This window comes from Paenibacillus sp. 276b, from assembly GCF_900107875.1.
Taxonomy (GTDB): domain Bacteria; phylum Bacillota; class Bacilli; order Paenibacillales; family Paenibacillaceae; genus Paenibacillus; species Paenibacillus marchantiae.
The window spans coordinates 265383-277875 of record NZ_FNRR01000006.1 but is presented as its reverse complement, the minus strand read 5'-3'; the positions used below and the strand labels follow the sequence as shown (position 1 = coordinate 277875).

Sequence of the window (12493 nt, the reverse complement as noted above, 5' to 3'; positions counted from 1 at the left end):
TCCGTCATGCAGACAAAATCTGCTGGTGGAAGGCTTTTTTAGTTGTAAGTGATGATATCCCCGTACGAGCAGGTGCTGTCCTTCTTTTTCGGGACAACAGTGCATAAGAATAGTATATAGCCTATAGCTCATCCCGCAGGGGAGGGACGCCCGATGATGAGAAGACGATGGCGAAGCCGAAGACGCCGCAAGCCGCCAAGTGGCAGGCGCAAAATGTGGTTAATTATTTTATTGGTAACAGCGTTTTGTTTGATGCAGGGTTTTGCCTATGTGGATAAGAAAATGAAACCACCCATCATGCATCTGGCCAAAATCAGAGTAAAGCAGATTGCAACGGAAGCGATCAACAAGGCGATTACAGCGCAGGTTTCCGAAGGCAAATCCACCGAAGGATTGATTGACTGGAAAACCGATACGGCTGGGAAAGTGTCCGGATTCATGCTGAATTACGACGAGCATATGCGGATCACTGCGAGTACGATGAACATCGTGCAATCCACTTTGCAGAATGTGCATATGTTAAAAGAAAAAATTCCGCTGGGGCAGGCGTTGGGCAGTCCGGTACTGGCATCCTTTGGTCCAAGTATACCGGTTCGTATTGAGCCTCAGGGTGCCGTCAAGGTGGATCTGAACACCCGTCAGCAGAACGCCGGTATAAACATGATTCTGGTGGAAGTGTACATTCACATCATTGCCGAAGTCGCGGTAGTGGTGCCCTTTGACATGGAACCCGAGACCGTCGATACGGAAATTCCGATATCTTACCTATTGGTGGTCGGGGATGTGCCGATGTACTACTACGATAATCAGGGCAAACCGGTAGGCAGCAACGGAAGCAATGCACCTGCGATCGCACTTCCATCGGGTCAGACGGGTGTTTCGAGTGGTCATGGAGGAACGCCTAATTCAACCTCTCCCAATCAGCAACAGGCTCCAGCAAACGGTTTGAACGGAAATGGTTTGGAGGTTGAGCCGGATTTGTCTGATCCCAATGAGGGATTACAGCTTGACGTGGATGTGAACCACTAATGAATCAAAGGTAAATATCGAATACAAAACGGGGCCCCTAAGATAGAGGTCCCGCTTTGTATTAAAATTCATCTGAATACTAAGTAGATACTTTTTATCCTTTATTCCAACCTCATTTTGCCTCATTTGCTTTTGGCTTTCTTCTGTTTGCGTTCTTCCTGCTCCCAATGCTTCAGATTCGGGTAAGGGTCGAACGACCATTCATTCAGTCCGCTATCACGATAGATGCCATAGTGCAGATGAGGAGGAAACTTACCTTGTGTACCTGGTTTTCCATACCCTGAACTGCCCACCCAGCCCAAAACCTGACCAGGGGTAACCACTTCGCCGATATGGGCGTTTTTGTCGAAGCCGGATAGATGAGCGTAATAGTGGTAATGGTTGTTCAGATCACGAATACCGATACGCCAGCCGCCAAACGGATTCCAGCCTTTGATTTCCACGACACCGTAACAGGTACTGCGCACAGGCAGGCCATGCGGTGCAAAAATATCTGTGCCTTCATGAATACGGTACCCACCCCAACTGCGTTTGGTTCCCCAGGTGCTGCGATATGAATAGTTGGTTCCGAGAGGGACGGGAAAGGCGTGACCAAAGAGATCAAGGCTGTCAAAATGCTCATATAATTTCGCGAATTGCTGAATGCGCTGCACAGCCCGGGAGTTATGATAATATTCCCACAGAGCGATGTTGAAGTCCTCCGGCTTGTTCCCATAATTCTGAACAATGGAAGCCATGCTGTAAAGTACGTCCAGGTCATTATTGGCATCTGCTACGCCATCACCAGAACCGTCACGACCATATCCATTGAAAAAAACAATGGAACCCGGTTGTTGATCCGTTTCATTCGGATTTAGCCAGCCTCTCCAGGCTGGGGAGGTCATGAATATGCCGGTCAGCCGTTCCGGATGTTTACGATCTTTCGGATGAGCACGCGAGATGGTTCGTTCATATTGATCAATCGCTGCGAGCCTGTACCAGGGAATTTGGGTCATCTGACCAATGCTTTCATATAGATGTCGGCGCGATGCGAAAATGTCCGCTGGTTTTTGCTCTACAGCCTGAGGTTTGGAATCAGCGGCGGTGGGTTCACCGTAAACATCAACAGGCAAGAATGGGAGAAGCAGTGTGCCTGCAAGTAATGTTTTGATCCAAAAGGAATAAGTTAACCGCGATGTAAAGCGATCTTGCACAGGGAAGCAGCCCCCTTTCCAATGAGATGATGCACATGGTGCCCGATGAACCAAGCTATAACCTAGCGTTCTTCAAAAGTCTTCATTTTATCCATGTAAGACATGAATGCACAAGATGTGACAAATGGGGGTTTTTCCAGCGCTTTCATGGTATAATATGTTCCGAGCAACAGCCTAACTTCAGTAGAAAGAAGGTTTATGCATTGGCTAAACGTGTTAAAGAACCGAAACCGGACTGGATTCGGATCAAATTGACAACCGGCGATAACTATCAGGAAATGAAAACGATGATGCGTTCCAAAACGCTGCATACAGTATGTGAGGAAGCACGGTGCCCGAATATTTACGAATGTTGGGCTAATCGGACGGCTACTTTTATGATTTTGGGCGACATTTGCACACGGGCATGCCGTTTTTGCGCGGTAAATACCGGCTTGCCAACGGAACTTGATTTGCAGGAACCAGAACGCGTGGCAGAAGCGGCAGAACAGATGAATCTGCAGCACTGCGTAATTACGAGCGTGGCGCGTGACGACCTGAAGGATGGAGGAGCGACGATCTTTGCGGAGACGGTGAAGGCCGTTCGTCGTCGTTTGCCTTTATGTAGCGTAGAAGTGCTGATTCCGGACTTTTTGGGTGACCGGGATTCCTTGCAGATTGTGATGGATGTCAAACCGGACATCTTGAATCATAACATTGAGACAGTAGAGCGGCTATCGGACAGAGTCCGTGCCAAGGCGAAATACAAGCGTTCACTCGAACTGCTTGCTCGTGCCAAGGAAATGCAGCCAAATATCCCGACGAAATCGAGCATCATGCTTGGTGTGGGGGAAGAATATCATGAAATTCTGCAAACGATGGATGATTTGCGAGCTGTGGATTGTGATATTATGACGATTGGTCAATACCTGCAGCCATCAGAGAAACATCTGTTTGTGGAGAAGTACTATCCGCCAGAAGAGTTCGCAGCATTGAAGCAGGAAGGACTAAAGCGTGGATTCAGCCACGTTGAATCTGCACCGATGGTACGTAGTTCTTACCGTGCGCACGAACAGGTAAAATCTGCTACAAAACATGCTGAACAGGCGGCAACACACGCATGATGGAGGATACCGGATTGGAAGAAGATAATAGCACAGAACAGGTTCAGGAATTAGCCCAAGAATCGGCTCAGGACAAACCCCAAGAACCGGTTATTGTTCAAATCGGCGGAAAGAATTATGAAATCGTACAAAACCACAAAGAAGGCTGGAATCCTGAAGTCTTCCGTGACCGTTACAGCGAAGTGCTGGAGCGGTACGATTACATTATTGGGGACTGGGGTTACAGCCAGCTGCGGTTGAAAGGTTTTTACCGGGACAACCATCCCAAAGCAACGAAGGATTCCACGATCTCCAGCATGGTGGACTATATCAATGAATATTGCAACTTTGGATGTGCGTACTTTGTGCTTCAGAAGAGCAAAGATCAGCCTCAAGCCAAAGCAAAAAGCGGTTCCTGAGAAGGACCGCTTTTTTTGTTGCGTATATTTTAGTCCAAAAAAGCTGTGCGAACTCTGTTCCAAAACGGATAGGGCCGGAAACGGGCAAAACTGACCTTGTGACGGGCCACCTGGCAGCGTACGGATATGAGATCTTCCACCATAACGTTTACGTGGTCAATGGTAAGCAGCAACCGCTGATCCTTGCGTGAGAAGATATCACAGTGATGATGCTTGGGCAAAATAACCGGTGAACCCAGCGTCCGATAGACGCGGTTATTAATCGAAGCAATCTCGGCGATCTGAATAGCCTCGATTGTGGGATGCACCATAGCGCCGCCAAGCGCCTTGTTGTATGCCGTACTGCCTGAAGGTGTTGATACACAGATACCGTCTCCCCGGAACATCTCAAACGTCACGTCATTAATGTCGACCTGAGCAACGACTGTACCGTCTACACCTTTTAACGTAAATTCGTTCAGTGCGATATAAGAGGTATTGCCCGACTTTTTACGAATCTCAAGCTCCAGCAGTGGATACTCCACAATTCGTGGTTTGAGTCGTTCCGGGTCGCCTTTGCCGCTCATCAATCGAACCAATTCACGTAATTCTTCCTTCTTCCAATCGGCATAAAAGCCGAGATGGCCTGTATGAACCCCAACAAAAGCAATGTCCGGGATGCGGTCGATGAAATTGTGAAATGCTTGCAGCATCGTACCATCGCCTCCGATGGAGATGACAATCTCCGGCGATTCTGCATCCAGCTTAAACCCTTCCTCTTTTGCCAGCGCATGAAACTGCTGACTGAGATCAATCGATAACTGGTCTCCGCGGTCTTGAACATAGTATCTCAAGATGAAAGCTCCTTTGTGGTCATTATACTACCGATGATAATCAATTCCAGGGAAGAACACAACGTTGGATTGATATTCAGTTGTATATAAACGCACAGGAGGGCTTATTTTTTTATACGTCGAGGTAAGAAAAAGGGACTTAGTAGAGAAAGTATCAGCAGGAAAAGTAATACGCCTCCAAGTACACCTACTCCCGAAAAAAAGATCTGTCCCCAGTCTAGTGTATACGAAAATAATTCTGGTTTGGCACCGGTTTGGAACAAAACAGGCCATTCCGAATCACCCATCATCGGCATCCATAACAAAAGTACAAGTATGGGTGCAATGAGAGCATGGATTGCTCTGGCAAACAGAAAGGGGCCATATCTCATCGGTGTGCTGCTCAAGACACTCATAATCTGGGCATGAACAGATAATCCTCCCCAGGAGAGGACAAATGCAGCAGCAGCAGCTTTGTACACGAGCGGAATGGATATGCCCGCCCCTCCTGCTTCTTTAGCTCCCAAAGTGACTTCAAATAATCCGCCTACGAGGCTGTGGGATAAGGCAGGGGGGAATCCTGTATATAAAAGCAGTTGTTCCGTAATGGCGTATAACCCGCCTAGCCATCCAGTTTGAACGAGTAATTCCATCATAACGGAGAAGAATACAACTAACCCTCCTACGATAATAATAAGGCGAAGGGATGAGGAGACTGCCTGGCGCAGCAATTCACCAAATGCCCGTCCATCAGCCTTTCTTGCCTCGTGCATGGCATAAATGGCTCGGAGCAGTCTGTTTTTGTGTACCTCCTCAGAGTCGGAGGGAGAGTTGTTGTTCGGCTGTTTATCCTTTGCGGAGATGCCGCCATGGAACCGCATGAGCAGGCCCACAAGAAATGCAGCACCATAATGTGATGTGACCAGTATGGGAGCAATAGCTACATTATGAAAAAAACCGACCGATACGGCTCCAATCATGAAGATGGGATCGGATGATGTGGTGAAAGCAACGAGGCGTTCACCTTCTTCCCGAGTAAGCAATTTTTGTTCCCACAATTGTGCAGTCAATTTGGCTCCAGTGGGATAACCGGAGGCGCAACTGACGGCAAACACAAAGCCGCCGCTTCCGGGAACGCGAAATAGCGGACGCATCAATGGATTTAAGAGTGTACCCAAAAAATGAACAATGCCGAAGCCAAGAAGCAGCTCGGAGAGCACCAGAAAGGGAAAAAGGGAGGGAAACAGCACGTCCCACCAAATGGATAGTCCACGTACACCTGCATGCCAGGTTTCCGCAGGAAACAGCACCATCAACACACACAGGATCAGGAGAGCAAGTGGGATCAGGACATGGGTGATTCGTTGTGAAGCGGCCATGAATTCTTCTCCTTTATTTTTGGGATGGTCAGTGTGCAGCAGAACGCAGGTGCTTTTGCCATCAATATATGAGACAAAGCGGACAAACAGTACAAATTAATGTTTAGAAAGCGCTTGCAAAAGTGGCTGTGTTTTTAAGAGATGTATGCTAAAATGATAAAAACGCCTGAACGTCACCTAATTACCTTGAAGGTGGAATTAAATCGGATGGAGTGATGATTATGAGTCTTGTCACCGGAATCCTGGTTTGTGCTTTTGTTTATGTTATACGTGCCTCGCTTGTGCGCTCTGAAGAAGAGGACTGGCGAAGTTATTAATGAAATATCTGGTGCGCCAAACCTCTTGTTTGGCGCTTTTTTTGTGCCTTCAGCACGAGATAGACCTGTATGAGTCATGGCTATGTGGGACCATAATCCTTTCATGTTATATAGGACTTTTGGGATTTTTTTGATAGAATGAAGATAAAGGCGTTCGTGGCCTTGTTCTTCAATCTCCTTTCATAATTAAGCATGGGAGTGTAATATATGTCAAAATTCGACACCTGAAAGGAGGGAAAAGCGGAATGAATCCTAGTTTAAGCATCTACGACAATCTTGGTGGAGAGGCAGGCGTTCGTGCACTGGTCGAAGCTTTTTATCCGATTGTTCAGCAGAATGAGAAGCTGGCACCTCTTTTTCCGGAGAATATTCAGCCGGTAATCGACAAGCAATACATGTTTTTGTCTCAGTTCTTCGGTGGTCCTGCATTGTTTTCCGAGGCTTTTGGTCATCCGATGATGCGTGCCCGCCATATGCACTTTGAAGTGACAGTTGAACGGGCAGAAGCTTGGCTTGCATGTATGGATCAGGCGTTGACACAAGTTGGTGTGGAAGAGCCGTTGCATTCTTTCGTCCTGCAGCGATTGTCGGGGCCAGCACATCATTTTGTGAATACACCTTAGTTCCGATTACAAGCTTGTGGGAGAGGGATGGAATGAGTGGAATTAGAGCCTCTGTATAAGGTAAAGGTGAAGTGTCATTATTGCGAGACTGAGTATGATACCTCACGCGTAAGACCAAGCTTAAAACGGCCATATCGGACGGATTCCGATTTTTGTGCGTACTACAAGCGGGAAAATCCGGATTTCTATGTTGTTCGAATTTGTCCTGAGTGTGGATTTGCTTCGACAGAGAATTCGACAGAACAATTAAACGATAAACAGCGAAAGGCTTTTAAAGAGCAGATCGGCAATCGTTGGGTGAAACGAGACTATAGCGGAGCACGGACACTGGAACAGGCGATGGATTCGTACAAGCTTGGACTGTTGGTTGCGCAGGTTATTCAGGAGAAAGATCGTGTCGTTGCGGGTCTGCTGCATCATATTGCCTGGCTGTATCGGTACATGGAGGATCATACCCAGGAAAACCGTTTTCTTGAATTTAGCCTTGAGGCTTATGTAAAGGTTTATGAACGGGAAGGTACTGGCGGGAATGAAGCCAAGCTTCTTTATCTGTTGGGAGAGTTGAACCGCAGGGTAGGTCGATTCCATGAGGCTGTAAAATGGTTCGGCAGGGTTATTCATGACAAGCGCATTACCGATGCTGCCATGATTCGAGCTTCGCGAGAGCAGTGGGCATTACTGCGGGAACAGATGATTTCGAGCAAGCTGGAATTGCCAGATGAAATGATTGAAGCAGACAAAGAGGCTGCGAAACGCAGCCCCATTTGATAAGTGACGGTTGTTCTCTAATTGCGGACAGGACGACTGGACAGCAGGTAATCACTATCGTTGTCGATCACGGTCATGCTGGCATTACAACAAGGAAAGACCAGCAATTTCTTTTTGCCTTCGCGAATGCGTACAAGCTCCTTCGGTTTGAGCGGCAGCAGTACATTGTTTGCATGGCAGTACGGACATTGCTGTACATAAATGTCCCCCATTACAATATCGTAAGGCCAGCTGTTCTCAAAGGGGATCATTCTTGATCGCCTTCCGTAGAGGCAGGTTTAGCCGCTTCTTCTTTGGCCAACTCGGCGATTTTCTGCATCAGAATATGCTGCGGCATATGCATCAGATGTTCGAGGGGAACACCCAGGGATTCTGCTAATTTGACGGCTGTGTCAGCCGAGACTTGTAAAGGTTTCATACGATTACCTCCTGAAAATAGCTTAAACTATTTCTCTAGTATAGAGATATAGCGCTTATAAAACCAGTTCTAATTCAAGGTTAATTATCCATTCTACTGAGAGAGGTGCCTTATTTAAATGAAAACACCATTACAACCCGTCTGGGATCTGGAGTCCATTTTTAGTGGAGGTTCTGCCTCCGAGTCGTTCGCTGCGTATTTGATTGAGCTGGAGCAGGATGTACGCAAGCTGCAAGCTCTTTTGAAAGAAACACCTGCACCCAAGTCGCTGGAAGAAACGAATGTATTTGATCCGATTCTTGAACTGCTTCAGAGCTGTTATATCCGAATTTCGGAAGGGTCCGCATTTGTGTCCTGTCTTTCTTCACAAAACCAAAATGATAAAAAAGCAGTTCAGCTTCAGGGAACCATGAGTTCTCTTGGCGCGATGTTGAACAGTACCAAGTCCCAATTCGATAATACGCTTAGCCAAACGACAGACTCTGTATGGGAAGCATGGATTGCTCGGGAGGATATTCAGCCGCTTGCCTTTGCATTGAATGAGAGCCGCACGCAAGCTCGTGAGAAACTGTCTCCTGAGCTTGAAGGTCTTGCGCTTGATTTGGGCGTCGATGGTTACCATGGCTGGGGCAAATTCTATAACACCATTGTGAGCAAGGTTAACATTCCCTTTGAGCAAAATGGTGAAACGGTTATGCTGTCCGCAGGCCAGGCTTCCAACAAGCTGAGCGACAGTGACCGGAATGTACGCGAAACTGTATTCGCCAATTGGGAACAAGCCTGGACCGATGTCGAAGACTTCTGTGCAGATACATTAAACCATCTCGCAGGCTTCCGTCTCAAATTGTATGAGAAGCGCGGCTGGGATGATATTCTCAAGGAACCTTTGGCGATCAACCGGATGTCGCGTCAGACGCTTGATACGATGTGGGACGTAATTAACGGTGCCAAACCTGCGTTGGTTCGATATTTGGAGCGCAAGGCGAAACTGCTTGGAGTAGAGAAACTCAGTTGGAGTGACGTTGATGCACCCGTAGGCAAGTCGGGTGGAAAAGTCACATATGACGAGGCAGCCATCAATATTGTTGATCAATTCGCCAAGTTCAGTCCCAAACTTTCCAAATTTGCAGAGATGGCGTTTGAGAAACGTTGGATCGAAGCAGAGGACCGTCCTGGCAAGCGTCCAGGGGGATTCTGTACGTCCTTGCCACTCAGCAAAGCAACACGTATTTTCATGACCTTCTCTGGGACGCCGTCGAATGTGTCGACACTTGCCCATGAACTTGGTCACGGATATCATCAGCACATTATGGAAGAACTGCCAGCTTTGAATCAACGCTACGCCATGAATGTGGCAGAAACGGCATCTACCTTTGCTGAGTTGATTGTAGCTGATGCACTGGTTCAGGCAGCAACGGATGAGCAAGAGAAGCTTGCTCTGCTCGAAGACAAGATTCAACGAAGCGTTGCGTTCTTCATGAATATTCACGCTCGTTTCCTGTTCGAAAATCGCTTCTATGAGCAACGCAAACAAGGTTTGGTAAATGCAGATGAGTTGTCCAAACTGATGGTGGAAGCACAGCAAGAAGCGTTCTGTGGTGCGCTTGCATCTGATCATCCGCATTTCTGGGCTTCCAAGCTGCATTTCTATCTGACAGGTGTACCATTCTACAATTTCCCGTATACGTTCGGATATATGTTCAGTGCAGGCATCTACGCTAGAGCGCAGGAGGAAGGCACGGCATTTGCCGATAAATACGATGATTTGTTGCGAGATACAGGCCGAATGACGGTAGAAGAACTGGCTCAGAAACATCTGGGTACAGATCTCACACAACCTGGTTTCTGGCAAAATGCCGCGAACCTGGTCATTGCCGATATTGATCAATTTCTTGAGATGACAGAATCCGCAAAATAGTATTCCTATATATGAAATGAGGCTGCAATCCTGTGTAAATGCATACGGGTTTGCGGCCCTTTTTGTGTTTTTTAAAGTTAAGGTCCGACTAAATATTTTGTCGCAATTGAGAGAAATAACTCGCTAAAAGGACGCAAAATGGCAATTAATTGTGCAAATTATAGTTATAATTACCCAAGTTTGTTTGACTTTGTTGAATGACCACATTTGTTGTCATATAATGAGTCGTAAGTCCTTGTTTTGTAGGATGAAGTGCATAAAGGAGGAGCGTTATGGTAAAAATTGACCAGCTTTCATTAGCACGACAGTTGGATCTGGTGTTCAAAGAGCTTGATCATGAATTATCAGGGTTAGATTCAGGTGTGGTTTTTGTGCAAATACGAAATAATGTAATTGGGAAGTTTGGGATTCGACATAATCCGATAACCGGACGTGACGGTCAAATGGAAGTGGAGGACGGTGGATTAAACGAAACCCAGCGCTCTTCTTTCCGCGCAATGGCACTGGAAACTTTGAAATTCAAGCGAAATTGGACTCATGGAGAAATTGCATATGATTTTACAGTAAGACAAGGCATGATTCTGGTTGATGCCACGATGGAGTCCAACTATAATATGGCGAACCTGATGATTCGTTATCCAAGAACCAATACATACATGGATTCAGGCATGGAGTCGTCTTCATAATTGTGATGAGCACAGGAAAGCGGCACTTCCGAGGAAGGCCGCTTTTTGTTGTTGCATATACGAGCACAAATTACGAGCTTACGAACGACCCGATAATTGCTGCTCAGCGATTTGGACCAGACGTTTAGTGATGTAACCACCCAGAGAACCTGTCTCACGGGAAGTGTAGTTACCGTAGTAACCGTCTTGGGGAATAGTTACACCCAGCTCTTGTGCAGCTTCAATTTTCAATTGTTGCAATGCTGCGTTTGCTTGGGGAACAACCAGATTGTTGGAGCGGCTTCCGCTACCTTGGTTTTGACCTCCGTACATGTGTGTCACCTCCTTATGGCTTGGTGATGTTAGTATGGTTAGAGAATGAGGAAATATGCATGATATGGCGTAAGGGAAAATTTGGATAATAGAAATGAGATATAACATGAAAAAAGCCGACCCGGTATGGATCGGCTACGTAGAATAAAAGGAAAAAATAGGGGTTATGTTCCCTAGAAGATCCCTGAGAGTACAAGATTACTACTCGGTTGGCGGAACAATCTCAATACGTGTAAATAGCTCAACGGGCTGTTCAGGTTCTAGACGAATCAGTCCCGTTTGCTCGTCTGTTAAATTCAAATTGGGTGCATCAGGAAGCCAGGTATAAGGTTCAATGCATAGAAATTGATCGGATTCGCCCTTTGTAAAGAGGACCCAATGTTTGAAATATGCCTCATCCGCTGAATATTTCAGCGTATATCCATCCTGTCTGCGCAAGTGAGCTACTGCTGGTTGCCCTTCGGCAGCTTTCAAAATGGTATCCCAGTTTCGTCCTTGCATGTTCATGCCTTCGTTCAAAGAAGACCATTCTCCGAGAGATTCAATCTCACCAGTAGGCAGTTGTTCTTCATTCTGAGCGTAAATTCCGGACACAGGAAGTTGAAGTGACCATTCGGCAGGTTTGCCGTCAAGCAGAAACCATGTATGATATCCCATTCCAAAAGGAGCAGGAGTAGAGCTCAGATTGGTCACACGCAGACGCTGGCTTAACACCGCGTTTTGTAGTCTGAACGTCATCTCAAGCTTCAAAGGAATTGGAAATTGAGCCATCCAATGCTTTTCATTTTCAGTTAATAATTCCGTTGTAATTGCACAGCCATCTTCATCTTCTTCGATGTCGCTGACACACCAGGACTGGCTGCGGTGGAGGCCGTGAATATGGTTGTCATTGGCCGTATTCTGATCGAATTGGTAATGAACTCCCTCATATTCGAATTGTCCTCGATGAATGCGGCCTGGCGGAACAAGAAGCGGAACGCCGAAGTGATACGGCTTCTGCAAATAAAAGGCAAGTTCGTCTTCTTCCGGACTGCGAACGACATCGCGGCCCTGCACTAAATCGCGAATCGAAATAATATTATTTCCAAGACGTGGCAGCAGGGTAATCTCCAATTCACGGCTATGTAGGATATACGTGTCGTAACCATTCCATTGGCCTTTGGTCACTTTTTTCATATCGATGCTCCTTTTCCCACTTGAAATCTGTCTGCAAACGACCATTCCTATCTGCCGTTGCAGGCGTGTCATTGTGTACATGCCACTTATCCCATTAGCATACCGAATGAATGCTGGTGATTAGGATAAGCAATTCCATCATAACAGATTTCTGTGAAGTGGGTAAAAAAAGCTATTCCCATTTTGACATTCTGCTTCGTGCGGATTAAGATGGTATTCTGAACGATGCGTTTTATCCAATGAATGATAAGCAAAGCGATGACAGGGACAAGTAAGCCAAGAGAACTCTCTTCAGAAAGCCGGTGGGTGATGTGAACCGGTGTGAACTCTTTACCGAATGGACCCTTGAGTGCTGGTTTGA

The 12493-nt window shown here is 46.7% G+C and carries 14 protein-coding genes and 1 other annotated feature (1 of these 15 running past the window's edge); of the genes, 7 read left to right on the top strand and 7 right to left on the bottom strand.

What is annotated here, in order from left to right; all coding sequences use genetic code 11:
* Window positions 1-153: 153 nt before the first annotated feature.
* On the top strand, window positions 154-1029 hold the full coding sequence (gene yunB / locus BLV50_RS25280; protein WP_063566148.1) for a sporulation protein YunB: 876 nt from the start codon (window positions 154-156) through the stop codon (window positions 1027-1029).
* 122 nt (window positions 1030-1151) lie between these two features.
* On the opposite strand, the gene BLV50_RS25275 is transcribed toward yunB, so the two are convergent.
* Window positions 1152-2222: a M23 family metallopeptidase gene (locus BLV50_RS25275; RefSeq protein WP_063566147.1), complete on the bottom strand. Its 1071-nt coding sequence runs from the start codon at window positions 2220-2222 to the stop codon at window positions 1152-1154.
* A 203-nt stretch (window positions 2223-2425) separates the two neighbouring features.
* Between BLV50_RS25275 and lipA the strand changes: the two genes are divergently transcribed.
* Both lipA and BLV50_RS25265 read left to right on the top strand, forming a co-directional pair.
* Entirely contained in the window at window positions 2426-3325 is a 900-nt protein-coding gene (gene lipA, locus BLV50_RS25270) for a lipoyl synthase (RefSeq protein ID WP_063566146.1), read from the top strand.
* Window positions 3322-3723 carry a YutD family protein gene (locus BLV50_RS25265; RefSeq protein ID WP_240321485.1) on the top strand — a complete coding sequence of 134 codons (402 nt, stop codon included), beginning with the start codon at window positions 3322-3324 and terminating at the stop codon, window positions 3721-3723. Before lipA ends, BLV50_RS25265 begins: the two co-directional genes overlap by 4 nt.
* Window positions 3724-3752: 29 nt before the next feature.
* Here the strand turns inward: BLV50_RS25265 and BLV50_RS25260 are convergent, their stop codons facing one another.
* Both BLV50_RS25260 and ylbJ read right to left on the bottom strand, forming a co-directional pair.
* Complete coding sequence (locus BLV50_RS25260) at window positions 3753-4556, bottom strand: NAD kinase (protein ID WP_024634403.1); 804 nt, start codon at window positions 4554-4556, stop codon at window positions 3753-3755.
* Between the two features lie 104 nt (window positions 4557-4660).
* Complete coding sequence (ylbJ, locus tag BLV50_RS25255) at window positions 4661-5914, bottom strand: sporulation integral membrane protein YlbJ (RefSeq protein WP_090810558.1); 1254 nt, start codon at window positions 5912-5914, stop codon at window positions 4661-4663.
* A 562-nt stretch (window positions 5915-6476) separates the two neighbouring features.
* Between ylbJ and BLV50_RS25250 the strand changes: the two genes are divergently transcribed.
* A complete protein-coding gene (locus BLV50_RS25250; RefSeq protein WP_024634405.1) occupies window positions 6477-6854 on the top strand; it encodes a globin domain-containing protein in 378 nt (125 codons plus the stop codon).
* Window positions 6855-6890: 36 nt separating this feature from the next.
* Window positions 6891-7622 (top strand): DUF2225 domain-containing protein, encoded by a 732-nt coding sequence (locus BLV50_RS25245; protein WP_063566144.1) that lies wholly within the window; start codon window positions 6891-6893, stop codon window positions 7620-7622.
* Between the two features lie 17 nt (window positions 7623-7639).
* On the opposite strand, the gene BLV50_RS25240 is transcribed toward BLV50_RS25245, so the two are convergent.
* Window positions 7640-7873 carry a hypothetical protein gene (locus BLV50_RS25240; protein WP_063566143.1) on the bottom strand — a complete coding sequence of 78 codons (234 nt, stop codon included), beginning with the start codon at window positions 7871-7873 and terminating at the stop codon, window positions 7640-7642.
* Window positions 7870-8040, bottom strand: a complete 171-nt coding sequence (locus tag BLV50_RS25235; RefSeq protein WP_090810556.1) for a YycC family protein — start codon at window positions 8038-8040, stop codon at window positions 7870-7872. The genes BLV50_RS25240 and BLV50_RS25235 overlap by 4 nt, the downstream gene beginning before the upstream one ends.
* Window positions 8041-8158: 118 nt before the next feature.
* Between BLV50_RS25235 and BLV50_RS25230 the strand changes: the two genes are divergently transcribed.
* Both BLV50_RS25230 and BLV50_RS25225 read left to right on the top strand, forming a co-directional pair.
* Entirely contained in the window at window positions 8159-9958 is a 1800-nt protein-coding gene (locus BLV50_RS25230) for a M3 family oligoendopeptidase (RefSeq protein WP_090810554.1), read from the top strand.
* Window positions 9959-10230: 272 nt separating this feature from the next.
* Window positions 10231-10644 (top strand): hypothetical protein, encoded by a 414-nt coding sequence (locus BLV50_RS25225; RefSeq protein ID WP_063566141.1) that lies wholly within the window; start codon window positions 10231-10233, stop codon window positions 10642-10644.
* Window positions 10645-10722: 78 nt separating this feature from the next.
* Here the strand turns inward: BLV50_RS25225 and BLV50_RS25220 are convergent, their stop codons facing one another.
* Together BLV50_RS25220 and BLV50_RS25215 are read right to left on the bottom strand one after the other, a co-directional pair.
* The gene (locus tag BLV50_RS25220) at window positions 10723-10956 is read right to left on the bottom strand and encodes an alpha/beta-type small acid-soluble spore protein (RefSeq protein ID WP_063566140.1); all 234 of its coding nucleotides are present in this window, start codon (window positions 10954-10956) and stop codon (window positions 10723-10725) included.
* A gap of 201 nt (window positions 10957-11157) precedes the next feature.
* The gene (locus BLV50_RS25215; protein WP_079696682.1) at window positions 11158-12132 is read right to left on the bottom strand and encodes an aldose 1-epimerase; all 975 of its coding nucleotides are present in this window, start codon (window positions 12130-12132) and stop codon (window positions 11158-11160) included.
* A 249-nt stretch (window positions 12133-12381) separates the two neighbouring features.
* Window positions 12382-12493: a binding site (T-box leader), on the top strand; it runs 154 nt beyond the window's last position.

Bases quoted from the DNA above. Each gene is read 5' to 3' on its own strand.
- yunB (WP_063566148.1), top strand. From the start codon at position 154: ATGATGAGAAGACGATGGCGAAGCCGAAGACGCCGCAAGCCGCCAAGT.
- BLV50_RS25265 (WP_240321485.1), top strand. From the start codon at position 3,322: ATGATGGAGGATACCGGATTGGAAGAAGATAATAGCACAGAACAGGTT.
- ylbJ (WP_090810558.1), bottom strand. From the start codon at position 5,914: ATGGCCGCTTCACAACGAATCACCCATGTCCTGATCCCACTTGCTCTC.
- BLV50_RS25250 (WP_024634405.1), top strand. From the start codon at position 6,477: ATGAATCCTAGTTTAAGCATCTACGACAATCTTGGTGGAGAGGCAGGC.
- BLV50_RS25240 (WP_063566143.1), bottom strand. From the start codon at position 7,873: ATGATCCCCTTTGAGAACAGCTGGCCTTACGATATTGTAATGGGGGAC.
- BLV50_RS25235 (WP_090810556.1), bottom strand. From the start codon at position 8,040: ATGAAACCTTTACAAGTCTCGGCTGACACAGCCGTCAAATTAGCAGAA.
- BLV50_RS25230 (WP_090810554.1), top strand. From the start codon at position 8,159: ATGAAAACACCATTACAACCCGTCTGGGATCTGGAGTCCATTTTTAGT.
- BLV50_RS25225 (WP_063566141.1), top strand. From the start codon at position 10,231: ATGGTAAAAATTGACCAGCTTTCATTAGCACGACAGTTGGATCTGGTG.
- BLV50_RS25220 (WP_063566140.1), bottom strand. From the start codon at position 10,956: ATGTACGGAGGTCAAAACCAAGGTAGCGGAAGCCGCTCCAACAATCTG.
- BLV50_RS25215 (WP_079696682.1), bottom strand. From the start codon at position 12,132: ATGAAAAAAGTGACCAAAGGCCAATGGAATGGTTACGACACGTATATC.